Consider the following 24,564-nt stretch of genomic DNA (forward strand, 5'->3'; position numbering starts at 1 on the left):
ATCAGTGAATGAGCCGTGCACGGCGCCCCGCACTCACACGCGCCGCACCTTCGACGCAAAGAGTCCCTGCGGACGCAGCATCAGGATCACGACGACCGTCAGCAGCGTAAGAACACGTGCAATCGAACCCGACAGGAAAAACTCGCTGATCGACTGCATCTGCGCGATGCCGAACGCCGAGGCCACGGTGCCGAGCAGGCTCGCCGCGCCGCCAAAGGTGACGACAAGAAACGAATCGACGATATAAAGAGAACCGCTGGTGGGTCCGGTCGAGCCGATCGCCGTGAACGCCGCGCCCGCCACCCCCGCAATACCGCAGCCGATCGCGAAGGTCATCCGGTCAGTGCGCCGCGTGTTGATGCCGGCAGCGTTGGCCATGGGCCGGTTGGCAACCGTGGCACGCACGCGCAGGCCCCAGCGCGAGCGGTAGAGCGCGAGCAGCAGTCCGCCTGTCATGACCAGCGCGAGTCCCATCACGAACATGCCACTGACTGGAATATCCAGGCCTGGCGCTGGCTCCCAGGAGCCCATCAGCCAGTCGGGCAGCGCAGGACTCACTTCCTTCGGCCCGAACGTCGAGCGAAACACTTGCTGCATGCCGAGACTCAGACCCCAGGTAGCGAGCAGCGTGTCGAGCGGACGGCGGTATAGATGGCGGATCAATGCCCATTCGGCGAGCCAGCCCGCCGCGAACGCGAGGCCGAACGCCGCGACGATCGCGAAGAAAAAGTACACCGGCGTGAACGCGTGCCAGACGTTCTGCGAGAACCACGAAAACATGTAGACGGTATAAGCGCCGATCGTCATGAATTCACCGTGCGCCATGTTGATCACGCCCATCTGGCCGAAGATCACGGCGAGTCCAAGCCCCATCAGGAGCAGAACGCTGAACAGGCTCAGACCGGCGAAGCCCTGCATCAGCGTGATGTTGAAAATGTCGGTGGCGGACATCGAGCGCTCCTCGCGCGGCGGCGCGTTGCGTCGCCGCGCAGCTGCGGTTGACGGATTACATGTAGCCCTTCGGGAACGGATTCGGCTGGATCGGCTGGTCGGACTGCGCGACGACCTTGAATTGGCCGTCTGCCTGGCCCTGGCCGATCAGCGAGCGGCTCCACAGGTGGTGATTCGCATCGACCTTCGCATAGCCCTGCGGCGCATTGGCCACGTCGATGCCCGCCGACGACGCCACCACCTTGTCCACGTCGAAGCTGCCCGCGCGTTCGCAGGCGGCCTTCCAGATCCATGGGCCGAGATACGCGGCCTGGGTCACGTCGCCGATCACGGACTTCTGGCCGTAGCGCGCCTTGAACGCAGCGACGAACTTCTTGTTGTTCTCGTTATCGAGTGCCTCGAAGTATTTCATCGACGAATAGAAGCCCGCGAAGTTGTCGCCGCCGATGCCGAGCACTTCGTCCTCGGTTACCGACAGCGTCAGCAGGAACTGCTTCTGCGGAGTGATACCGGCCGCCTTGAGCTGCTTGTAGAACGCAACGTTCGAGCCGCCCACCACGCTCGCGAAAATGCAGTCCGGCCGCGCGAGCTTGATCTTGTTCATCAGCGACGCAAACTCGGTCGTGCCGAGCGGGTAATACTCCTCGCCGACGACCTTCGCGTGCAGATGCTGCTCGATATGGCGGCGCGCGATCTTGTTCGACGTACGCGGCCAGATATAGTCGGAACCAATCAGGAAAAACGTCTTGGCCTTCTTCGTGTTCGATGCCCAGTCGAGCGCCCAGAGAATCTGCTGGGTCGCTTCCTGGCCCGTGTAGAACACGTTCTTCGATTGTTCGAGGCCTTCGTAGAAGGTCGGGTAATAGAGCAGCCCGTTGTCCTTCTCGAACACCGGCAGCACTGCCTTGCGCGAGGCCGAGGTCCAGCAGCCGAACACGGCCGCGACGTGGTCGTTCTCGAGCAGCTTCTTCGACTTCTCCGCGAAGGTCGGCCAGTCGGAGGCGCCATCTTCCTGAATGATCTGGATCTTGCGGCCGAGCACGCCGCCCATTGCGTTGATCTGCTCGATCGCGAGGCGTTCGGCCTGGATCGAACCGGTTTCGGAGATCGCCATCGTGCCGGTCGCCGAATGCAACTGGCCGACTGTCACCGTGGTATCGGTCACCGCGAGCCCGGTGGTGTTCACCTTGGCGGTGGGCGGCGTTTGAGCAAACGAAGTACGTGGCAGCCCCAGCGCCATCAACGGCGCGGCGGCGAGGCCGCCGATCAGTTTCCGGCGCAACGGCGACGGTATGCGAGCATCATCATCGATTCGATCGTCTGCGGACATCACATTCTCCTTATCGGTCGCCCTGCGCTTCTTGCGAGAGCTGGTTCGAGGTTGGACGCAATGTAGAAAGCCAAATTGGCAACCGGAATACGTCGATTGACGTATTCCCCGCAGTCGCACTGGAATGTAATTTGCATCAGACACCGATCCGATCGTTTCCGCACCAATCCAGCTCATCTCCATGCCCCAGAGTCACCCGTCAGTGGGCACGCCCAGTACCCAACGCATCGTCAAGGTGCGGCGCGACTACAATGCGTGGGTCGGCGACGAAACGCTTGAGGATTACGCATTGCGCTTCACGCCGCGTTCGTTTCGACGCTGGTCGGAACTGCGCGTCGCCAACACGGCAATCGGCGCCGTGTCTTTTCTGGTGCTCGAAGCGATCGGCGGCAGTCTCGTCGTCAACTATGGCTTTACGAACGCGGTCTGGGCGATCGCGGTCGTATCGGTGCTCATCTGGCTCACCAGTCTGCCGATCAGCTTTTACGCCGCGCGCCATGGCGTCGACATGGATCTGCTTACGCGCGGCGCGGGCTTCGGCTATATCGGCTCGACGCTCACGTCGCTGCTCTATGCCGTCTTCACGTTTATTTTCTTCGCGCTCGAAGCGGCCATCATGTCGCTCGCGTTGCAACTCTATTTTCATATCTCGCTGGCGATCGCCTATGTACTGAGCTCGCTCGTCGTGATTCCGATCGTGATGTTCGGCATCACGCTGATCAATCGGCTGCAAAGCTGGACTCAGCCGCTGTGGCTGGTACTGTTCGCGCTGCCCTATGCGGCTGTGCTGTGGCACCATCCGGGTCTGGTGCACGAATGGACGACCTTTGCCGGCTTCGCTGCGCAAGGCCGCGCGTTCAGCGTGATCGCATTCGGGCAGGCCTCGACCGTGGTGTTTGCATTGATCGTGCAGGTCGGCGAGCAGGTGGATTACTTGCGCTTCCTGCCGCCGCTGACTGCAAAGAACCACACGCGCTGGTGGCTCGCGCTGCTGTCGGCGGGACCAGGCTGGATCGTGCCCGGCGCGCTCAAGATGCTCGGCGGCGCATTCCTCGCCTTCGTCGCGATCCAGTACGAAGTCAGTCCGGCGGAGGCCACGCAGCCCACCCAGATGTACCTCGTCGCCTATCACTTGCTGCTCGATCCGTTTGGGCTCGCGAGTTGGGCGCTGCCCGCGATGACGCTGTTCGTGATCGTTTCGCAGTTGAAGATCAACGTGACGAATGCGTACGCGGGCTCGCTCGCGTGGTCGAATTTTTTTGCCCGTCTGACGCATAGCCATCCGGGGCGGGTGGTGTGGCTCGTGTTCAATGTGATGATCGCGCTGCTGCTCGTGGAAATGGGTGTATTCGAGGCGATCGCCAGGGTGCTGTCGCTCTACGCAAACATCGCGATCGCATGGATCGGCGCACTGTTCGCCGATCTCGTCATCAACAAGCCGCTTGGGCTTAGCCCGCGTCATATCGAATTCAAACGCGCACACCTGTACGACGTGAATCCCGTCGGCGTAGGCGCGATGCTGATCGCCGCCGCCGCCGCGATGCTCGCGCAGAGCGGCATGTTCGGCTTGCTGGCACAAGCCATGTCGTCGTTCATCGCGTTCGGCGTGGCGGTCGCCTGTGCTCCGGTGCTCGCGATCGTCACGCGCGGACGCTACTACATCGCGCGCGCCGCCCAACCCACGGGCAACGCCACTTCGCTTCGCTGCGCGATCTGCGAGAACGCGTTCGAACCGGAAGACACAGCCTTCTGCCCTGCCTACGGCGGCACGATCTGCTCGCTGTGCTGTTCGCTCGATTCGCGCTGCCACGATCGCTGCAAGCCGCACGCACGCTTCGCGTCGCAAGCCGATCGCGCGCTACATCGCGTGTTTCCCCGCGTGCGGCTCGGCCCAGCCGCGCTGCGTCTCATGCACTATGCCAGCCTCATGTGCGCGATACTCGCGGTGCTCGCGAGCGTGCTCTATCTGACCTGGTCGCAGAGTGTGACCTCGCTCGCCGTCGACGGATCGTCGATCGACAGCGCGATCGGCCACAGTTTTCTGAAGATATTCTTCGCGCTTTCTCTCGTCGGCTGCATAGCGGCGTGGTGGTTCGTGCTGGAGCGCGAAAGCCGTCGCGTCACGCAGGAAGAATCGCAACGGCAAAACGAATTGCTGATGCAGGAAATCGACGCGCACCAGAAAACCGACGCCGCGCTCAAGCGCGCGACGGCCGCCGCCGAATCGGCGAATCAGGCGAAAAGCCGCTACGTGTCCGGTTTGAGCCACGAGTTGCGCACACCGCTGAACAGCATTCTCGGCTATGCACAGTTGCTTTTGCAGGCGAAAGAGGAGTTTTCGCCGACGCGCTACAGCGCCGTGCGAACGATTCACCGCAGCGGCGAACATCTGCTTGCGCTCGTCGATGGGCTGCTCGACGTCGCGCGTATCGAGGCGGGCAAGCTGGAACTGAACATCGCACGCGTGTCACTGGTGGATTTCGTCGCGCACGTCACCTCAATGCTGCGCCCGCAGGCGCTCGAGAAAGCGCTCGCTTTCGACGTGCAGACCGTAGGCCGCCTGCCCGCCACCGTGCGTACCGACCAGAAATGCATGGGTCAGATTTTGACCAACCTGATCGGCAACGCGATTCGCTTCACGTCCACGGGTACAGTGACGCTGCGCGTGAGCCACGTGCTCGACACGTTGAAGTTCGAAGTAGTCGACACCGGCCCCGGAATTCCTCCGGCCGAGATGGAGCGCCTGTTCCTGCCGTTCGAGCGAGGCGAAGCGGCGCATGCGCACGATCACGGCGCGGGACTGGGGCTCACGATCTGCCGGCTTCTCACGCAGGCACTCGGTGGCAGTCTGGAAGTGGACAGCGAGGTCGGGCGCGGCACGCGCTTCATCGTGCGACTGTTCGCGCCAGCAGTGAACAGCGCAGCCGACGCGCGCACTGAACTCGCGGCGATCCGCGGCTATACCGGGCCGAAGCGCGCGATTCTCGTCGTCGACGATCTCGCGGATCAGCGCGGCATCGTCGTGCAACTGCTGACGCCGCTCGGCTTCGACGTCGCCGAGGCGGAAAGCGGCCCCGACGCGTTGCGCTGGCTGGCGACACACAGCGTCGACGTGATCATCATGGACATCTCAATGCCGCTGATGGACGGCTACGAAGCCAGCCGGCTGATCCGCGAAAACCAGCTGTCGAACGCCCCGATCGTGCTGCTTTCGGCTAATGCATTTGCCGACGATCGGGAACGCGCGAGCGCGACCGGATGCGCCGGATATCTCGTGAAGCCGCTCCAGATCAATTTGTTGCTCGACAAGCTCGCGCAGTTACTCGTGCTCGACTGGATCGCATCCGAGCCGTCCGCGTCCGCGCAAGCCACGCCGCCCGTCAGGCACGCGTCACTGGACCTCGCGTGGCCGAAAGCGGTGCTCGAGCGGCTGCGCGCACACCTCGAAGTCGGCTACCTGCAAGGCGTGATCGAACAACTCGACTCGGCGCGCGCGACCTGGCCCGCGCTACAGGAGCAGATCGACGTGTTGCGCGCTTTGGCGGAACGCTTTCAGCTAAGGGAGCTTGAGCATGAACTCGACCGACTGTCTCGCGCCGCGGACGTCTGACGCGCGCGCGATGAACTCCACCGATGCGTCGCCCGAGTGGCTGCGCGAGCGTCCCGTCGTGTTGATTGTCGACGACACGCCGGACAACCTCGCATTTCTCTCCGATACGCTTCAGGCACATGGTTACGCGGTGCTGGTCGCGCTTTCGGGCGAAGATGCGCTCAAGCGCCTCGCACGCGTGACGCCCGACGTCGTGTTGCTCGACGCGATGATGCCTGGCATGGATGGCTTCGAGACCTGCAGGCACCTGAAGCAGGACGTTCGCCACGAACATCTGCCCGTGATCTTCATGACGGCATTAACGGAAAGCGAGCATGTGGTACGCGCGTTTCGCGTCGGCGGCATCGACTATGTGACGAAACCCGTGCGTCCCGAGGAGGTTTGCGCGCGCATTGGCGCACACGTGCAGCGCTCACGTGCGCAACTCTATGCGCACGCGGCACTGTCGCTCGATGCGCGGGCGGCGCTGATCGTCGGCGCCGATGGCGCGATCCGCTGGCAGAGTCCGCAAGCGGCACGGCAAATTTCTGCCTACCGGGCCAGCCACGCCGATGACCTCGTGCAAGCGGTTGCGCACCCCATGTTGCCGCCGCTGTTGCGCGACTGGTTTGTGGACTGGCTCGGGCGCGGGAGTCCGGCCGGCGCCGTCCTCGAATTCACCGCGGGACACGTGCGGCGTTCTGCGAGCGCAACCTCCGCTCCCGATCCTGGAGAGTGGATCCTCACCCTCAAGGAGACCGATGACACTGTGCACAGCAGCGCACTCGCGGCGCGCTTCAATTTGACGGCGCGCGAGGCCGAAGTGCTGCTCTGGGTCTCTCGCGGCAAGACGAATCGCGATATCGGCGACATTCTCGGCATGGCGCCGCGCACGGTGAACAAGCACCTCGAACATCTGTTCCGTAAGCTGCACGTCGAGACGCGCGCGGCTGGCGCTGCGCTTGCGATCAAGGCGCTGGACAGGGCCTGAAATAGCTGAACGGTCGCGCAAGCGATGACGGAAACTGCCCTGCCTCGTTGTTTTACCCGAGCAGCCGCGGCACGCTCGACGCTTTGTCGGGAGCCACACGAGTTGCGGGAGTTGCAGCGCAAGAGACCCCGATGAACGCTGTAGCCACGGCGTTGCGCGCGGTGTACACGGAAAGCAGAGGAAGCGGCTTGAATGTCACTGTCGAGCGTCCAACAGGTGACGCTTTAGTTTGAGGTTGCAACGAGCATGTAGCCGAGGCCCCACACCGTGCGGATATGTCGGGGCGAGCTTGCCTCTGTCTCAATCACCTGTCGTAAGCGAAGAACTTGCACGTCAACGCTGCGGGCGCTCGCCTCATATTGCGACCCGCGCGCGCGCTCTATCAGATTTGCGCGGCTTACAGGACGGTTTGGCGTCTCCGCAAGCGCACACAGGAGACGCATTTCAGCTGCGCCGAGTTCGACGATGCCCGCTTCGTCCGACATCAATTCTCTACGCCGAACGTCCAGCCTGAAGGCGCCGAACCGCAAGCATTGCGACTCGCCTGCGAGCAGCATCTCGCCCCGCACGTTTTGCAGGCGCACCTGAAACTGCTGCCGACGTAACATCGCCCGAACCCGCGCTATCAGCTCGCTCGGCAGAAACGGTTTCGCGAGATAGTCGTCGGCGCCGATCTCCAAACCTACGACCTTGTCCGCGGGATCGCCACGCGCTGTTAGCATGAGGATGGGGATTGTCTCTCTCCGAGCACGCAACCGACGGCAGATGGACAGGCCGTCTTCGCCTGGCATCATGATATCGAGAATCAACAGGTCGAACGGGTAGCGCTCGATCAAGACGTCCAACTCAATGCCTGTCTTCACCGCGCGCACCGAGAAACCTTGTGCCGTCAGAAAGCGTTGCAGCATATTGCGGATTTCAACATCATCGTCAAGCACGATGATGCGACCGGTTGGCTGATCATCTGACATATGATTAAGCAGACACCTCTAATAACGCCTGTCTTTTAGTTCCTGTTTCCGATGCTACGCGGCGAACCGCTTGGCTTTGCTACAGCCGTCACGTGCCTCGGTGGGCGGCGACAATCTCGTCGAAGCGGGCTGCGCCGCGCGGCCTACCGGCCTGCAGTTGCGCCTGCACTGCTTACCAATCCGCTTGATGTCTGCGGCGATACGTTGCACCTCGGACAGTGCCAGTGCGGCATGCAGTTCCGTAGCGACATCCAATGCCTCCTTTGGCAAGAAAACGGACTTGCAATCCGCTAACACCTTCGCATGCATCTGCATGCCACAGGAAGTTCCGTATGGTTCGACGAACGGAATATACAAGGATCTCCGCACTGGATGTGTTGGAAAGGTATGTCAAAAGATGTCATCGATTGTGCTGGCCACAACACTGACTGGCGAAAGCCCACGACCGCCCGGCGCCACCCGTATGTGCCGGGCATGCCATCCTGACTGCTCATATTACAGCTGTCGCTCGTGGTCAGCGAGAAAGCGAGTGCACCCGTGCATTTGCGGACAGAAAAACAGGCCCCGTCGATGACATTTCCTGACATGATTTGCTAACACCTGGCGTTATGAAATTCGCCTACATTTCTTCGATCGATCGTGTGCTGCAGCTTCTGCGGTGCGCTCGCATTGCGGTTAGTCGCGGCCCCGGTCATCACTCGTTTGTGAGCGTTATTCTCTTCCTATGTCAGCTCAGATTCTTCTAATCGACGACGACGCCGAATTGTGTGATGCGACTCGCCGCTACCTGGTAAGGTGGGGTTTCGACGTGTCAGTGCTACATGATGCGCGTTCGCTCGAACACCGGCTCAAACACGAACGCCCGGACCTGATAGTGCTCGATCTTATGATGCCGGGCGTCGACGGCTTGACGGCACTACGTAGGTTGCGCGCATCAGGCGACGACATTCCAGTCTTGATGCTCACCGCCCGCGCCAACGAAGAGGACCGCATCGCTGGCCTTGAATTGGGTGCCGATGACTATCTCCGCAAACCGTTTAACCCGCGTGAGCTGGTAGCACGGATTCAGTCAGTGCTGCGGCGCCAGCGCGCCGTACCCGATGCGGGCATTCCCCAACGACGGCAACCTTACACATTCGGCGCGTTCACGCTGGACTTTCAGTCGCGCACTCTGAATAGCGGAGAGACATCTCTTACCTTATCTGCCAGTGAGTTTGCGCTGCTGCAGATCTTCGTTAATTCTCCCATGTGCACACTCACCCGCCGGCGTCTGCTCAAGTCACTTCATGGCGCGGAATCCGAGTCCGCCGATCGCGGCATCGACGTTCAGGTCTATCGTCTGCGCCGCATCGTGGAAACTGACCCGTCGACACCACGATTCATCCAGACCGTTCGCGGGTGCGGATACATCTTCGTGCCGGACCTCGAAGAGCATGCTGCCGGCACATCGACTCACCATTCGCATAACTGAGGTCTCTGGTTGCCCTCATACTGCTGTATATGCGCTTATTGCTTCGAGCGCGACCAGTCGCCAAACTACTATACGGTAGCAGCGGCCAAGTGGTGACCACCGCGAACGCCATGGCAAGGGTAATCGAAGATAAGTCGAGCGCCGGCTCACTGACTCACTCGGATATACACGATTTTTGAGCGGCCGTTATATCCTGGTCGCTATCCGTGAACTGGACGCAGTTGCGCATCGTCCCTGCGGCGAGCTTCGGACAGGATGCAAAGCGGCCGCTATGCATCCCGCCCGCCCACGGGGCGGACGCGAATAGACTCAGGTCAATAGTACGCGGGAGCGACGATCAGTGGCGGTCGAGGGACTACAACCAGTGGCCGGGCCATTATTGGACGACCCACCGGAACGACTACACAGCCGCTAAGCACCGCGGCACTCATGCAAAAACCGGCAGCAAGCGCAAAGCGACAAAGAACACGCGCATTAAGCATTAATTCAACTCCTTTCGATTGAGGCTCAGCGACTGGCATTAGGGATGCGTTCAGGCGTTACCGCTGGGGACGCCGCGCCGCTCGTGTCCCAGACCGTAATCCGCATTTGGGGGGCCAAGATTCGCGGTGTTGGTCTCCCTGTCCAGGTCGCCCTCCACTGGAGCGCCGGGCGCGACGAGCACGCTCGGATTGATTTCGGTGCGCCAGGCCCGCAGGACTTCCAGCTATCGACTTGCCCATGGCGGGTTGCTAGCGTCGGGTAACCGGAGCGCGCAGCAGCCCCATCATTCGACGTGATGAGGCGACCCGATGGGACATATTCAATACACGGTTAAACCACCCGAGGGTATTGAAGCTTGCCTTGCAAGCGCTTACTGCCGATGCTGCGCAGCGAACTGCTCGATCTGCTCAAGCGTCACGTACCCTTGATGCGTAGTATCGATCTCATCGAAATGGGCTGCGACGCGCGGCATACCTGCCTCCGCCTGTTCTTTCGTGAGCTTGCCGTCATGAGTTGCATTCGCGGCAGTAAAGCGCGCTTCCAACATCTGCTGCATGCTGCTCTGCGCGAACGCAGACGACACAGCGAACGTTGCAGCCAGAATAATGAATAAACGTTTCATCAAAGACTCCGTTAAGAAATGAATGACGTGCACGGAATAGCCAGGGGACAAAGCTCGACCCAGGATTTCCAGCCGGCAGAATTCCAGGTCAAGCCATGACACGACCATACGAGCGAAATCAGTACGGCGCGTAGTAGTAAGGTGGGGGCGCGCCATAGATTACGGCGCGGGGCGGCACGGGGCGTACGGGCACGACGATCGCTGCCGAACGAGGTGTTTCGATCGTATCTCCCTTTGCCGTGATGCATTGCGCGTACGCGTTGTCGTATTGCTGCTGCAACGACGCTTCGGTCTGATTGTGCTGCGCCGAGCCCGTCATGCTGCCGAGCAGCAGTCCGGCACCCGCACCGATTGCGGCGCCGGCACCGGCGTTGCCCGCCCCGGCGCCGATCAGAGCCCCGGCCGCAGCGCCTCCAGCCGTGCCGACGGCGGTAGCAGCAAGTCCGGAGGTTGCCGGCTGATGCGAGGCCGCCGCCGGATTCATGACCTGCGTCGCGTACGTGCGGCAGCTATAGTCGTCCTGCTGGAACTGGTTGAGGGTCTTGCCGTTCGCTGGGACCGCCATGACGGTAGGCGCACTCGGCGGCGTGACCGCACACCCCGCCATGCCCAACCCAACAGCGAGGCAGACAAGCAGTGGCGCAATACGAGTCGATGTCAGATTCTGGTTCATTGATAGTGCTCTCACGATGATGCAGCGCGAAGTAAGCGCTCAGAAGTGGTAAGCAGCGCCCACCGATCCAATTACAGCCGCGCGTCGTTCAACGATCGGACTGTTCGCAGCATCGCCGAGCAAGGAACCGACGCCGAAGGCGCTTTGCAGTGACCACTGCTGGTTCAGCCGATGATCCCAGTCGACCTTGAGGTCGACTCGCGAAAAGCCGGCTGAGGGGTGATACGGCGAGAGGCCGGTCGTGCTGGACGCAGCCTGCTCGCTGTCGATACCGAACCGCGTCTGCTGCGAAGGTCCGTTGGACCACACGGCGTCGGCGGACACCGACACCCGGTCAACGGGCTTCTGGACCAGCGCATAGGACGCGCTCAGCGTGACACGATTGCCATAGCCGGCATGCGCGGACTGAAGGAAGCGCAGACCCGCGCTCGCTGGACCATAGTGCCAGCGCGCGAACGCACCGAAGTCGAAGGACGTTGCGATATCTCCGGTGCCGTTGAGCACCGCCGCATAGTCCTGGTTGCGGCCCAGTTGAACGCCGATCAGCGGGCCCACCGCAACACTCGGCCCCAACGGGTAGGCGACGCCGCCCGTGAGCCCCTGCACGAAGATTGCCCCGTTCAACAGCGACAGCATGGGCAACGGCAGCACACGATAGGACTTGCTGCCTTCATAGTGGGGCAATGCGGTCACGTTGATGCCCACGCTATCGTCCGGCGACGACTGCGCCAACGCTGGTGAGTAAGGCAGGCACTCAGTGGCGATGACGGCGAGCGCGCCCAGCCACCGTCGTGCGCGGCTTCGCTTGAGAACCGCGGCGACAAAGCGATAGTCATGCATGTTCAAGCCCATCTATCGATGGTTGTCCGGCGAACCGCAACGCCCACGCTGATATCAATCGCCAGGGACCCAGCAGGCGCCTTGCCGACAGCCATAGAAATTGCCGCACTGGCAGCAGACACGAGAACGATTTTAAATTTCACTGCACACTCTCCATGTGATGGATTCACCCCACTGGCGAACCCCGCATGACACAGCCGCCAATGTAGGGAACCTGTGCGCTACATGTTGTTGGAAATGTGTTGCATGTCATGTCAAGCCACGTCGCGGGGAAGCGATACCGCACAAGTGGACGTAACGGGGCCTTGCACGCGGTTCGAGACGCGGACTTTGAAAAACGGTCGTGGGCGCTATCGGACTCTGGACCGCGCAGATCGGCAGACGACGTTACAACGGCGCGCCCGCCATCATGGGATCGGGGCCTGGCTCTTCGACGACATCCAGCCGCCGCCCAGGTTCTTCACCAGCCCAACGCCGCTTTTCGCCAGTGCCCCCTGCGTATCGTTCAGGTTCTGTCTGGCCGTGAGTAGCGTCACTTGCTGAGTCAAATCGGACTGCTCGCTCGCGGTTCCGGCCGTCAGTTGCGCGGCGACGCTCTCCAGCAACTGCCGGTTGCGCTGGTAAATGTCGGCAAACGCGTGCTCCTGCTGGCGCAGATGGTTCAATGACGACAGGCTGTCTTCCACGTTCTGGAACGCCGTGAGCACGGCTTCGCGATAAGATGCGACGTCTTCGTCATAGGTCGCCTGCGCCTTGTGCACGGCGGCCACGCGGGCACCACCGTCAAACAGCGTGGCGGCAAGTGAGGGACCGAGCGACCACATCCGGGTCGGCAATGAGAACAGCGTCGCGAAGGTGTTGTGCTGCACGAGACCCTGTGCCGATAAATCGAGGTCCGGAAAGAATGCGGCCTTCTCTACCCCGATAAGCGCGTTCGCAGCAGCAGCGGTGCGTTCCGCGCTGACCACGTCAGGCCGTCTTTCCAGCAACGCAGACGGCAGCACGGATGGCACCTCGGGCTCGCGAAACACATAGTCGAGCCGCGGTGCAATCGACAACGAAGCCGGCGGCACACCCGTGAGCGCCGCGATTGCGTGCTCGTCCTGCTCGCGCGAGGTCTGTGAAATTTGCAGGTTCGCGACAACCGCCTCCTGCGTGTCCTGCGCATACAGCAGATCGACTTGCGACGCGGTCCCCTGTGCCAGCGCTGCGCGCGTGATCGCGAGAATCCGCCCGTTGACCGCCTCCTGCTGCCGCAACAGGTCGATGTCGATATCGAGCTGGCGGATGTCGAAATAGTCGGTCGCCAGCGTCGCGGCAATCGACAAGCGCTCGCCGGCAAGCGTCGCATCCGCGCTCTGCGCGTTCGCCTTGCCGGACTCGATCTGCCGGCGCACGGCGCCCCACAGATCGACTTCCCAACTCGCGTAGGCCTTCGCGTATTCCGTCGTCGTGCTCGAGCTGTGCGAGGCCGACGCGTCGACACCGAGCGTCGGAAACAGGCTCGCCCGGTCTGCAGCGACGGTGGCCTGCGCGAGCCGATAGGCGGCCGCCGCGCCTGCAATCGACTGATTCGACTGCAGCGCTGCGTCGACGAGCCGGGACAGCTCGGGATCGTCGTACGCGTCCCACCACCGGGTTGAGAGCGAAGCCTGCGGATTGGGCGCCGCAAGTCGCCACTGTGTGCCCGCTTCCTTGAACTGCGTTGGAATCGCTACGGCCGGCTGGTGATAGTCCGGGCCGACCGCGCAGCCCGAAAGCCAAAGCGTGGCGCCGAGCGCGCAGGCGCAGCAGCGCATGCCGACCGACACGGCCGACAGGTATCCGATGGGCGATTTCATGCGTGTTTCCTTCGGCGCCGCAACCGCTGCGACGCCCGATCGAGCCAGAGATAGATGACAGGGGTGGTATAGAGCGTGATGACCTGGCTGAACACCAGACCGCCGATGATCGAGATACCGAGCGGCTTGCGGAATTCGGATCCGTAGCCTGACCCCAGCACGAGCGGCAGCGCGCCGAAAATTGCGGCGACCGTCGTCATCATGATCGGACGGAAACGGATCAGGCCCGCGCGCACGATCGCCTCCTCCGGCGGCAGCGCATGCTGACGCCCTTCGGCAATCGCGAAGTCGATCATCATGATCGCGTTCTTCTTCACGATGCCGATCAGCATCAGCACGCCGATCAACGCGATGATCGACAGCTCCGTGTGAGTGAGCAGCAGCGCGATCAAAGCGCCGACACCCGCAGAAGGCAGCGTCGAGAGAATCGTCAAAGGATGAACCAGGTTCTCGTACAGCATGCCGAGCACGACGTACACCGACAACAGCGCGGCGAGGATCAGCAGCGGCTCGCTCGCCATCGACTCACGAAACGCTGCTGCCGTGCCGGCGAACGCGCCGGAGACACTCGCCGGCATTCTGAGCGCAGCGACCGCCTGACTGATCTGCTGCGTCGCGGGTCCGATCGATGCACCGGGGCGCAGATTGAACGATACGGTAATGGCGGGGAACGTAGCCTGGTGATTGATCGAAATGGCGCTGGGGTCGGTCGAGAACCGGGCCATCGCGGCGAGCGACACCAGCGCTGAACCGTTCGCCTGGGCCGCGGCCGACGGCGTAGCGGCGCTTGCGCCGGTTGCCCCCCCGGCGGCGGTCGTCGACGCGCCGCTCGTGGCGAGCGTCGGGCTCGCCGGAACATGGATGTCCTTCAGTACCGAAGGACTTGTCCAGTACTCGGGCGCCACCTCCATCACGACGTGATATTGATTCGCGTTCCCGTAGATGGCCGAGACCTGCCGTTCGCCGAACGCGTCATAAAGCGCCTCGTCGATATCTTTGAAGCTCACGCCCATTCGCGCGGCGGAGTCGCGGTCGACCTCGATGCCGACCTGCATGCTCTTGTCCTGCTGGTCGGTGTTGATGTCGGCCAGCGCCGGCATCTTATGCATCTGCGCGACTAACTTCGGCACCCATTGATCGAGTGTCGCCTGGTCGTCCGCGGTCAGGGTGTACTGGTACTGCGCGGCGCTCTGTCGGCCACCGGCCGCGAGGTCCTGCAACGACTGCAGATAGAGCTGTGTCCCCGGCATATCGGCAAGCCGTCGGCGCACCTGAGCGATCACCTGATCGGCCGTCGCGCGACGCTCACCCAGGGGCTTGAGCGTGACGAACAGCAGTGCGTTGTTAAGCGCGTTCGCTCCCCCCACGAAGCCACCCACGAACGCGACGTTCGGATTCTCCTGCACCGCCTTGTTGACCATCTGGAACTGATGCTGCATCTCGTGCCAGGAGATGCTTTGCGACGCCTGCAGCGTGCCAAGCAGCAGCCCCGTGTCTTCCTCCGGGAAGAAGCCTTTCGGAACCACGGTGAACAGCCAGAGGTTCAGCACGAACACCAGCACCGTCACGCCACCCATCAATAGCGGATGCCGGATGACCCAGCGCAACGACGTGCCGTACAGGCGAGAAAATCCGCTCTCGTGATGCTCGTCGCCGTTCCCGGCTTGCGGTCCTGCGCGCAGGAAAATGCTCGTCAGCATCGGCGTGACCGTGAGCGAAATCAGCATCGACATCACGATCGCAACGGAAAGCGACACCGAGAACTCACGCAGCAGCCGGCCCATCAGGCCACCCATGAACAGCAGCGGGACGAATACCGCGATCAGCGAAACGCTGATCGAAAACACCGTGAAGCCCACTTCCTGCGCCCCTGCGAGTGCCGCCTCGATGGGCCTCTTGCCGCGCGCCAGATGCCGCATGATGTTTTCGACGACGACGATTGCATCGTCGACCACGAAACCGGTCGAAATGGTCAAGGCCATCAGCGAGAGGTTGTTCAAGCTGTAGCCAAGGACGTACATGACCCCGAACGTACCCAGCAGCGACAGCGGTACGACGATCGCCGGAATGAGCGTCGCGCGCCAGCTGCGAAAGAACGCGAACGTGACGGCCGTCACGAGCACGATCGATACCAGCAGGGTGATTTCGACGTCGAGCAGCGAGCCACGGATCGTCTTCGTACGGTCAACCGAAATCGCCAGCTTGATGGTCGACGGGATCGCCGCCTCGAGCGCCGGGAGTTCGGCCTTCACGTTGTCGACGGCGTCGATCACGTTCGCGCCCGGTTCCTTATAGAGGACCAGCAACACGGCCGGCTTGCCGTTCGACAGGCCGTAGTTCTCAAGCTGCTCGACATCCTGACGTACATAGCCGAGGTCCGACACACGCACGATGTTGCCGTTGTTCTGCCTGACGATCAGCCGTCCGTAGTCGGCGGGCGAATACAGCATGTCGTTCGCGCCGATCGAATAGTTCTGCCCGCTCGCCGACATCGATCCCTTGGGCAAATCGACATTCGCATTCCCGATCGTGCTGCGGATCTGCTCCAGACTGATGCCGTAGTGGCTCACCCGATCTGGATTCAGTTCAACCCGCACCGCCGGCAGCGCGGCGCCGCCCACCACCACGTTGCCCACGCCGGTTGTCTGCATCAGCTTCTGTTGCAGCACCGTCGACGCCGCGTCGTAAAGCTGGGCTGGCGTGGCCGTGTCGGAGGTCAGACTGATCACGAGGATGGGCGAATCCGCGGGATTGACCTTGCGATACGTCGGGCTGCCGTCCATGTTGGGCGACAGGTTGGTTTTCGCCGCGTTGATCGCGGCCTGCACGTCGCGTGCCGCGCCGTCGATATTCCGGCTCAGGTCGAACTGCAACGTGATCTGCGTTTGCCCGCGCGAGCTGACCGACGTCATCTGAGCGAGGCCCGCAATATGGCCGAACTGCCGCTCGAGCGGCGTTGTGACCGAGGTGGCCACGGTCGTCGGATCGGCGCCGGGCAGTTGCCCCTGCACCAGGATCGTAGGAAAGTCGATTTCGGGCAGCGGCGCAACCGGCAGCAGCCTGAATGCCAGGATACCGAATAGAGCAAGGGCGACAGCCAGCAACGTCGTCGCGATGGGCCGCCTGACGAATGGGCCAGACAGGTTCATTGCACATACTCCGTTACGATCGGCTCGTCCGCGGCAAAGCGTCTTTCCAGACGATGCATCGCCAGATAGATCACCGGCGTCGAGAACAAGGTCAGCAACTGGCTGACGCACAGGCCGCCGATAATCGCGATGCCAAGTGGATGCCTCAACTCGGAGCCCATGCCGGAGCCGAACGCGAGCGGCAGTGCGCCGAATAGCGACGCCATCGTCGTCATCAGGATCGGACGGAAGCGCTGTTCAGCCGCACGCCGGATCGCAGCGTGTGCGGACAGGCCGTGGTTGCGCTGCCCGTCCAGCGCGAAGTCGATCATCATGATCGCGTTTTTCATCACGATGCCGATCAGCAGCACGATTCCGATCAGGGCCATGATGTCGAACTGCGTCCCGGCCATCAGCAGCGCCAGCAGCGCGCCAAGCGCCGCCGAAGGGAGCGTGGACAGGATCGTGACGGGATGAATGAAGCTCTCGTACAGGATGCCGAGCATCAGATAGACCACGATCACGGCAGCGGCGACCAGGTACCCTTCACTCGCCAGCGACGACTGAAAGGTCGCGGCCGATCCTTCCAGCGACACCTGGACGGACTGCGGCAACCCTATCTGCTCCTTGACCCGCTCAAGACGGGCGATCGCCGTGCCGAGGCTGTATCCGGGAGCGAGATTGAACGACACGTCCGCATACGGGAACTGGCCCTTGCGATCAATCCGCAACGGCGCGGGCATCACCTTCATCGTCGCCATCGACGCGAGCGGCGCGAGGCTGCCCGACGACGTATTTACATAGAGTCCTGAAAGCAGATGCGCAAGGTCGTCGGCGTTGTTTCTCGCGACCAGCACCACGTGATACTGGTTCAACTGCGTGTAGATCGTCGACACCTGGCGCTGACCAAACGCGTCGTACAGCACATCGTCGATCGCCTGCGGGGTGATGCCAAGGCGCGACGCGGTATCGCGGTCGAACGTGAGTTGCACCTGATTGCCTGACTGCATCGCCTCGCTCTGCACGTCGGCAAACGCCGGATCGCCGCGCAACGCGCCAACCAGCTCGCCAGTCCAGCGAGTGAGCAGCGCCGGATCGGTCGACTGTACGCCGAGACGGTAGCTCGTCGTCGAGACGGTGTCGTCGAGCGTCAGATCCTGCACCGGATGCAGAAACAGGCGCACGCCCGCGACGTCTGCGGTGTCATGGGTCAGGCGGCGAATCACCTCGTCGATGCGCGCTCGCTCGCCCTTGTCCTTCAGATTGATCAACAGGGTGCCCTGATTGATCGTCGGTCTCGTCTGGTCGATGCCGACAAACGACGAGAGACTTGCGACTGCCGGATCGCGTGCGACCCGGTCGACGACCTGCTGCTGTTGGCCGATCATGCGCTGGAACGAAATGGTCGGCGCGGCCTGCACGACACCTTCGATCAGACCTGTGTCCTGCTCGGGAAAGAAGCCCTTCGGCATCAGCATCAGCACGACGAACGTCAGCGTGGCCGTCAACACCACCGATGCGATCGTCAGGCGCCGATGCGACAATACCCAGTCGAGACCGCGTATGTACCTGCTGTTGAGCCGGTCGAAGAAATCGACCCGATGCGAGTGTGGCTGCGCTTTTAACATGCGCGAGCACATCATCGGCGTAAGCGTCAGCGACACCAACGCCGACAGGACGATCGCGACCGACAGCGTCAGCGCGAACTCGCGGAACAGGCGCCCGACCACGTCGCCCATGAACAGCAACGGGATCATCACCGCAATCAGCGACACGGACAACGAGACGATCGTAAAGCCGATCTCCTTCGCACCCTTGATCGCGGCCCTCAGGGGCGTTTCCCCAGCCTCGATGTAGCGTGTAATGTTCTCGATCATTACGATCGCGTCGTCGACGACAAAGCCTGTCGCGACAGTCAGCGACATCAACGTGAGGTTATTCAGCGAAAAGCCGAGCCCGTACGCGACCGCGAGCGTACCAACGAGCGAAAGCGGCACGGTGACTGCGGGAATCACGGTAGCGGGCACATTGCGCAGGAATACGAAGATCACCATCACGACGAGCGCCACGGCGATTGCCAGCTCCGTTTCGACGTCGGCAACCGACGCGCGGATCGTCTTCGTGCGATCCGTCAGCACGGCGACCTTCACCGATGCGGGCAAGCTCGCCCGCAGTTGCGGCAACAGCTTCTGCACGCTATCGACCACATCGATCACGTTGGCGCCCGGCTGCCGCTGGATGTTCAGCACGATAGACGGCGTGCTGTTGGTCCACGCCGCCTGTTGCAAATTCTCGGCGCTGTCGATCGACCTGGCGATCTGCGCCAGCCGAACCGGTGCGCCTTGCCGGTACGCGATGATCAGGTCGCGATAGTCCGCCGCCGATTGCAGCTGGTCGTTCGCACCGATCGAATACGACTGGTATTTTCCGTCGAGACTGCCCTTCGCCTGGTCAACGTTGGCACTGCCGAGCGCGGTGCGCACGTCGTCGATCGACATGCCGAGTGCGTTGAGCGCGCCGGTATCGGTCTGCACCCGCACGGCCGGCCGCTGACCGCCGCTGATCGTGACCAGGCCCACGCCTGAAATCTGCGAGATCTTCTGCGCAAGCCGGGTATCGGCCAGATCCTCGATCTTCGTCAGCGGCAGCACGTCGGATGTCAGCGACAGCGTGAGCACCGGGGGGTCGGCAGGGTTGACCTTGCTGTAGACAGGCGGATACGGCAGATTCGCCGGCAGAAAGCTCGACGACGCATTGATCGCGGCCTGCACTTCCTGCTCGGCGACGTCGAGCGAGAACGACAGATCGAACTGCAACGTGATCACCGATGTGCCGTTCGAACTCGTCGAGTTCATCGCCTTCAGCCCCGACATCTGGCCGAGCTGTCTTTCGAGCGGCGAGGTGATCGACGAACTGACCACATCCGGGCTTGCGCCGGGATACTGCGTGTAGACCTGGATCGTCGGATAGTCGATTTCCGGTAGCGCCGAAACAGGCAGCAGGATGTATCCCAGCACCCCGGCCAGAAACAACGCGATCATCAACAGCGCGGTCGCAATGGGTCGCTCGATAAAGATTCGTGAAGCATTCATCGTCGGCTCCGCTCAGTGCGCCACGACTTTCACGAGCGAGCCGGTATCGAGCCTGTCTGCACCGTCGGTCGCGACCCGCTCTCCTTCCTTCACCCCGCCATCGAGAATCGCCGTGTCGTCGCCTTTTACCGGCCCGGTCTTCACGTTGCGCAATGCCACTGCGCCTGCGCCGCCGATCACGAAAACGAAATCGCCGTTCGCGCCATGCTGGATCGCCGTAGTCGGCACGACCGGAATCCGCTGCAGCGTGTCGACCTGCATCCGGACATTCACAAATTCGTTCGGGAACAGCGCGTTGCCGGAATCGGGGAAGACTGCCTTGACGTTGATCGTGCCGGCGCTCGTATTGACGAGGTTGTCGACCGCAAGCAGCGAGCCCTTCGCGAGCAACGATTTGCCGTCACGGTCATAGGCCAGCACCTGAACCTCCCCCTGCGACATCGCCCGCCGGATCCGTCCCAGGTCGTCTTCTGGCACCGAGTAGGTCACGGTCGCCGGCTGCAGTTGCGTAACGACCGCGATACCGGTCGTGCTGGTGCTGCTCACGTAGTTGCCGGGGTCAACCAGGCGCAGGCCCACGACGCCGTCCACGGGAGACGTGATGGTGCAATAGCCGACCTGAACCTGCAGATTGTTCACGTTGCCCGTGTCCGCCAGCACGGTGCCTTCGTCCTCCTGGACGGTAGCAACTTGCGTATCGAGCGTCTGCTGCGTAATCGAGCCCGCTTTGATCAGCTGCTGATAACGTTGCAGGTCCAGTTTCGCGTTTGCGAGTACAGCCTGGTCATGACGCAGCGTACCCTGTGCCTGCAGCAGCTGCGCTTCGAGCGCCCGCGAATCGATGCGTGCAATCACCTGTCCTTTCCTGATCGTCTGCCCCTCGCTGAAATCGACGGAACGCAGTATCCCGTTGACCTGCGTGATGACCGTGACGGTACGTGTCGGTGTCACGGTGCCAAGCGAGTCGATATAGACAGGAACATCGGTAACCGAAGCCGCAACCGCGCTCACGGGGATCGGATCGGGTGCGACAGCCGTCTGACGGTGACCGTGAGCCAGGTGGAACCACCCGACGGCCACGACGCCGGCCATGAATATACTAAGTATCGCAAAGTATCTTGTAAGGTTTTTCATCACACAACCATGAAAAATGGCCATCTCATCAAATGCTCACGCTGCCCTGCCAGACCCTTTGGGCGGGGCTCGAGCGTCACATTAAGTCGTAGTCCCTGCCACACCACGTCGACGGCGCAGTCATCGCGCCGACAAGTGCCCGTTAAGGAATGGGAATTTGCACCACGGCCTTGAGTCCGGACGGCGCATTCTGGAAGAGATCGAGCGTGCCGCCATGCTGCTGTGCGACGTGCTCCGCTATCGCGAGGCCGAGGCCGCTCCCGCCCTTTCGATCCGCCTCTGAGCCGCGCCGGAATGGCTGCTTTATCAACGACAGAAGCTCTTGAGGCAGGCCCGGCCCCCGATCCTCAACCGCAATCGTGACACTTCGCGCGTCCACGGTAGTCCGGACTGCGAGCCCGACCTGACCGTACACGACCGCGTTCTGCATCAGGTTCATCAATAGGCGCTGCATGCCGACCGGTCGGAACGCAACAGGTGGCAATTCCGCGAGCGACAGTTCGAACGTGCGACCGAGACCTGCATAGTCGGCGGCGAGCTGTTCGATCAGCGCGTTCAGATCGCCGTGCGTCGCCGGTTCGCTATCCCACCCACGGGCGAAATCGATAAACTGCTGGACGATGGTGTCGATCTCCTCGACAAAGCGTTCCGCACTGGCGGCCGGGGCCTCGAATGACTCCGGCGCGAAGATGGCCATGCGCAGCTTGGTCAGCGGCGTGCGGATATCATGCGATATGCCCGCAAGCATTTCGGCGCGCGTCGCTTCGAGATCTTCGAGCGTCGAGGCCATCCGGTTGAACGCCTCCGCTACTGTTGCCAGCTCGCGCGGGCCGCTCACGGGAACCGCTTCGGGCCAAACGCCACGCTCGATGGTGCCGGCAGCGCGCGCCAGCCGGCGCAGCGCCTGTTCGACCGGCCGGTGGATCAGATAGGCCCCAAGAGCAGGAAGGGTGGCCGCACTTAACAACAGGCCGATCAGCGCCCAAGGCAGCGTACTACTCATGGCCGACGTTCCACGCAGCGCCACCCAGTACCGCACGTCCTGCACATGTAGACGCACCCAGATCCGGTGCCCGTCGCGCTCCCAGCGAAGCTGGTCGTCCGGGGCAAGTTCCGATGCCAGTCGACCGAAAAAGCGGTGCGCCATGTAGTCGGGAGGCAACCCGTCGCGAGCCTGTGGCGGCGGCAGTTCACCTTGGGGCGCTCCGTTCATTTCGAGCAGTTGCCGGTTTCGCTCGTCGTCCGGAAGGACTGACAACAGCCGGTCCAGGATCCGGATCTGCGATGCCACGAGCGCTGCGCCATCGTCAACTCTTGGCTTCTGGATAAAGTTCAGATAGACGGCAAAGACCAGGATCTGACTTGTCAGCATCAGTACAATCAACAGCAATACGTTGCGCGCGAAAAGGGAACCCCGCCATACCGACATACCGCTTCCTTTCATCTCGCTCTCTCGATGACCTGCTACGCAGGTATACATAAAACAGTCAGATGCCTTTTGCATTCGATTGACCGGTCCCGGGATCGCAGTGGATCCTCTGCATCCTTGCCCGGGAAAGGCACTCATCCACTTGCGCGGTCATGCCGTACAGCGCGTCCAAAAGGATGGCGGACGAATTGCCATAGCGTCGCGCGAGCTCCGCAAGGTTCATTAGCGCCGCATACGGCACTGCGCACTGCGATGCGGAGCTGTTAAACGATGGTGAATTATCGCTGCGGGGGACAATCGTTTGGGTGCACGTCCATTCAGCCTCATGCGCCCTCCAACCGTAAGTGCACCGAGGACGCCCAGCAGCACAAAGTCGGCAACCAGCAGACCGCGGCGAGCAGCGTTGGCGCCGAAGCGATGTGCAACATGGCTTTGCTGCTTTGATGGACCGGGGTGATGTATCGCACGAGACGGGTTCGGCGCAGAGATTTCACAACCAGTGACCGGCCACCCAAACCCCACCTACCCAGTGACCAGGCATCCAGACGCGACGCGGCACCGTAACTACGTGCATCACAGGACGACGCGGCATGACGACGACCGCCATGGGAGGTGGGGGCACTGGCGAAACCGTCACAACCGGTGCGACTGCCGCTGGCACGGCTGCTGCGTAACCGTTTTGCACGACCACGGTCGGCGGCGCATAGACAGGTGCCGCCGGAACGACCGCGACGGGAGCCGGCACGGCGACACCGACGACGACGCCGGCGAACGCGGAAGCAGTCATGGATGTGAGCAAAGCCCCACCCACCAGCATGGCAAACGTTCGAGTTTTCATGAGCATCCTCCTTTACATAGAGGGCGCACGAAGCGGATCGCGCGCCGAGAAGAGAATGTACAGAGATCGCGACCTCAAATCTGTTGGAAAGGTGTGTCAAAAGATGTCACTTTGGCACTAGGGTCTGTTTACATATGGAACGCACGTGCGTTGCCTGGATTTCATTCCAGGGGAATGCCCGCTATCGGCCGCATGGCGGCGTCGTGCGTCGCTCACGTGGCGCGGCCACGCAGCGCTCCTTACTCCTTGCCCTGCGCCCCGAAGGAAGTCCCCTTGGGGGACGCCCCGAAGGAAGTTCCCTTGGGGGACGCCCCGAAGGAAGTCCCCTTGGGGGACGGCCGATAGCGGGCATTCGCACGTGCGTTCCATATGTAAACAGACCCTAGAAGTGGCGCCGAGAATTCGGAGAGGTCGGTAAGTGGAAAAGCCGGGACGTGAGTCGGTCACAATGGCCGGCAACAAGGAACCAGAAGATGACGAAACGCAACCGACGGACACACTCACCGGCGTTCAAGGCAAAGGTGGCACTCGCGGCGCTCAAGGGCGACAAGACGCTGGCCGAGCTGGCCCAGCAGTTTGATGTGCATCCGAACCGGATCACGGACTGGAAGAAGCAACTGCAAGAGCGTGTTGCCGAAGTGTTCGAGACGGGCCAGACATCGGCCGAGCCCCCGGTCGATGTGAAGGTGTTGCACGCGAAGATCGGGCAATTGACTCGTAAGCGGCTCGGCTGGGCCGTTCGTCCCGTTCGTCCATTCGCGCGCGTGTGAGGCATGATGGCGAACTGGAGCTGGCGGTCAACACGCAGATCAGCCTGAACTCGCTGACAACCTCGTGCCCTTGCGCCTGCCGGACAGCCAGTTGCTCGCGCACGACGAAAGCTCGGTCGACGTCGACGCGATCAGAACGCGTTGCTTCGATCCGGATGCCTGATCAATATCTCTGAGGCTCGGAAACCGCGCATTCGGCGCTCGCGCTCGCGCGTCGGCTGATGACTGCCTTGCGCGGTTGTTGACACGAGCGCTCGCCTTGACGAACACATGCCTGACGTTCGCCAGTTCGGGGATATTGGCCTTCGCCGCCGGATAGCTGCCGTGAACACGGCTAGCGGAATTTACGAACATCAACACCGGCCGATGGGAAAGGCCGGCTCACCGGCCCCTCGGCGTTAGCGGTTTTCG

Annotated in this window: 16 protein-coding genes and 2 pseudogenes; 4 read left to right on the forward strand and 14 right to left on the reverse strand. The window is 62.1% G+C overall.

Going from position 1 to position 24,564, the window contains the following annotated elements:
• Positions 1–33 precede the first annotated feature (33 nt).
• Positions 34–951 carry an urea ABC transporter permease subunit UrtB gene (gene urtB, locus OKW35_RS40605; RefSeq protein ID WP_090804070.1) on the reverse strand — a complete coding sequence of 306 codons (918 nt, stop codon included), beginning with the start codon at positions 949–951 and terminating at the stop codon, positions 34–36.
• A gap of 55 nt (positions 952–1,006) precedes the next feature.
• The gene (gene urtA, locus OKW35_RS40610; protein WP_429554991.1) at positions 1,007–2,281 is read right to left on the reverse strand and encodes an urea ABC transporter substrate-binding protein; all 1,275 of its coding nucleotides are present in this window, start codon (positions 2,279–2,281) and stop codon (positions 1,007–1,009) included.
• A 181-nt stretch (positions 2,282–2,462) separates the two neighbouring features.
• Between urtA and OKW35_RS40615 the strand changes: the two genes are divergently transcribed.
• Entirely contained in the window at positions 2,463–5,891 is a 3,429-nt protein-coding gene (locus OKW35_RS40615) for a hybrid sensor histidine kinase/response regulator (RefSeq protein WP_429554992.1), read from the forward strand.
• 10 nt (positions 5,892–5,901) lie between these two features.
• Entirely contained in the window at positions 5,902–6,861 is a 960-nt protein-coding gene (locus OKW35_RS40620; protein WP_429555136.1) for a response regulator, read from the forward strand.
• A gap of 224 nt (positions 6,862–7,085) precedes the next feature.
• Here the strand turns inward: OKW35_RS40620 and OKW35_RS40625 are convergent, their stop codons facing one another.
• Positions 7,086–7,832, reverse strand: a complete 747-nt coding sequence (locus OKW35_RS40625) for a response regulator (protein WP_429554993.1) — start codon at positions 7,830–7,832, stop codon at positions 7,086–7,088.
• Positions 7,833–8,556: 724 nt separating this feature from the next.
• Between OKW35_RS40625 and OKW35_RS40630 the strand changes: the two genes are divergently transcribed.
• Positions 8,557–9,303, forward strand: a complete 747-nt coding sequence (locus OKW35_RS40630) for a response regulator (protein WP_429336223.1) — start codon at positions 8,557–8,559, stop codon at positions 9,301–9,303.
• Between the two features lie 853 nt (positions 9,304–10,156).
• Here the strand turns inward: OKW35_RS40630 and OKW35_RS40635 are convergent.
• The 10 genes from OKW35_RS40635 to OKW35_RS40680 all read right to left on the reverse strand — a co-directional run bounded on the left by OKW35_RS40635 (position 10,157) and on the right by OKW35_RS40680 (position 23,383).
• Positions 10,157–10,516, reverse strand: coding sequence for a hypothetical protein (locus tag OKW35_RS40635; RefSeq protein WP_429554994.1), 360 nt, complete (start codon positions 10,514–10,516; stop codon positions 10,157–10,159).
• A gap of 10 nt (positions 10,517–10,526) precedes the next feature.
• Entirely contained in the window at positions 10,527–11,081 is a 555-nt protein-coding gene (locus OKW35_RS40640; protein ID WP_429554995.1) for a glycine zipper domain-containing protein, read from the reverse strand.
• Between the two features lie 39 nt (positions 11,082–11,120).
• Positions 11,121–11,921: a MipA/OmpV family protein gene (locus tag OKW35_RS40645; protein WP_429555137.1), complete on the reverse strand. Its 801-nt coding sequence runs from the start codon at positions 11,919–11,921 to the stop codon at positions 11,121–11,123.
• Between the two features lie 2 nt (positions 11,922–11,923).
• Positions 11,924–12,064, reverse strand: a complete 141-nt coding sequence (locus OKW35_RS40650) for a hypothetical protein (protein ID WP_429357009.1) — start codon at positions 12,062–12,064, stop codon at positions 11,924–11,926.
• Between the two features lie 264 nt (positions 12,065–12,328).
• Positions 12,329–13,762, reverse strand: coding sequence for an efflux transporter outer membrane subunit (locus OKW35_RS40655; RefSeq protein WP_429554996.1), 1,434 nt, complete (start codon positions 13,760–13,762; stop codon positions 12,329–12,331).
• A complete protein-coding gene (locus tag OKW35_RS40660; RefSeq protein ID WP_429554997.1) occupies positions 13,759–16,911 on the reverse strand; it encodes an efflux RND transporter permease subunit in 3,153 nt (1,050 codons plus the stop codon). The genes OKW35_RS40655 and OKW35_RS40660 overlap by 4 nt, the downstream gene beginning before the upstream one ends.
• Complete coding sequence (locus tag OKW35_RS40665; RefSeq protein ID WP_429554998.1) at positions 16,908–19,982, reverse strand: efflux RND transporter permease subunit; 3,075 nt, start codon at positions 19,980–19,982, stop codon at positions 16,908–16,910. The genes OKW35_RS40660 and OKW35_RS40665 overlap by 4 nt, the downstream gene beginning before the upstream one ends.
• Positions 19,983–19,994: 12 nt before the next feature.
• A complete protein-coding gene (locus OKW35_RS40670; protein WP_429554999.1) occupies positions 19,995–21,074 on the reverse strand; it encodes an efflux RND transporter periplasmic adaptor subunit in 1,080 nt (359 codons plus the stop codon).
• Between the two features lie 184 nt (positions 21,075–21,258).
• The gene (locus tag OKW35_RS40675; RefSeq protein ID WP_429357005.1) at positions 21,259–22,560 is read right to left on the reverse strand and encodes an ATP-binding protein; all 1,302 of its coding nucleotides are present in this window, start codon (positions 22,558–22,560) and stop codon (positions 21,259–21,261) included.
• Positions 22,561–23,035: 475 nt separating this feature from the next.
• On the reverse strand, positions 23,036–23,383 hold the full coding sequence (locus tag OKW35_RS40680; RefSeq protein ID WP_429491727.1) for a hypothetical protein: 348 nt from the start codon (positions 23,381–23,383) through the stop codon (positions 23,036–23,038).
• Positions 23,384–23,856: 473 nt separating this feature from the next.
• Between OKW35_RS40680 and OKW35_RS40685 the strand changes: the two are divergent.
• Positions 23,857–24,099: pseudogene (locus tag OKW35_RS40685) on the forward strand (transposase); the annotation flags it as partial.
• A 233-nt stretch (positions 24,100–24,332) separates the two neighbouring features.
• Here the strand turns inward: OKW35_RS40685 and OKW35_RS40690 are convergent.
• Positions 24,333–24,474: pseudogene (locus tag OKW35_RS40690) on the reverse strand (IS6 family transposase); the annotation flags it as partial.
• Between the last annotated feature and the right edge of the window lie 90 nt (positions 24,475–24,564).

The sequence above is a fragment of the Paraburkholderia sp. MM5477-R1 genome (assembly GCF_050436385.1).
Lineage (GTDB): Bacteria > Pseudomonadota > Gammaproteobacteria > Burkholderiales > Burkholderiaceae > Paraburkholderia > Paraburkholderia tuberum.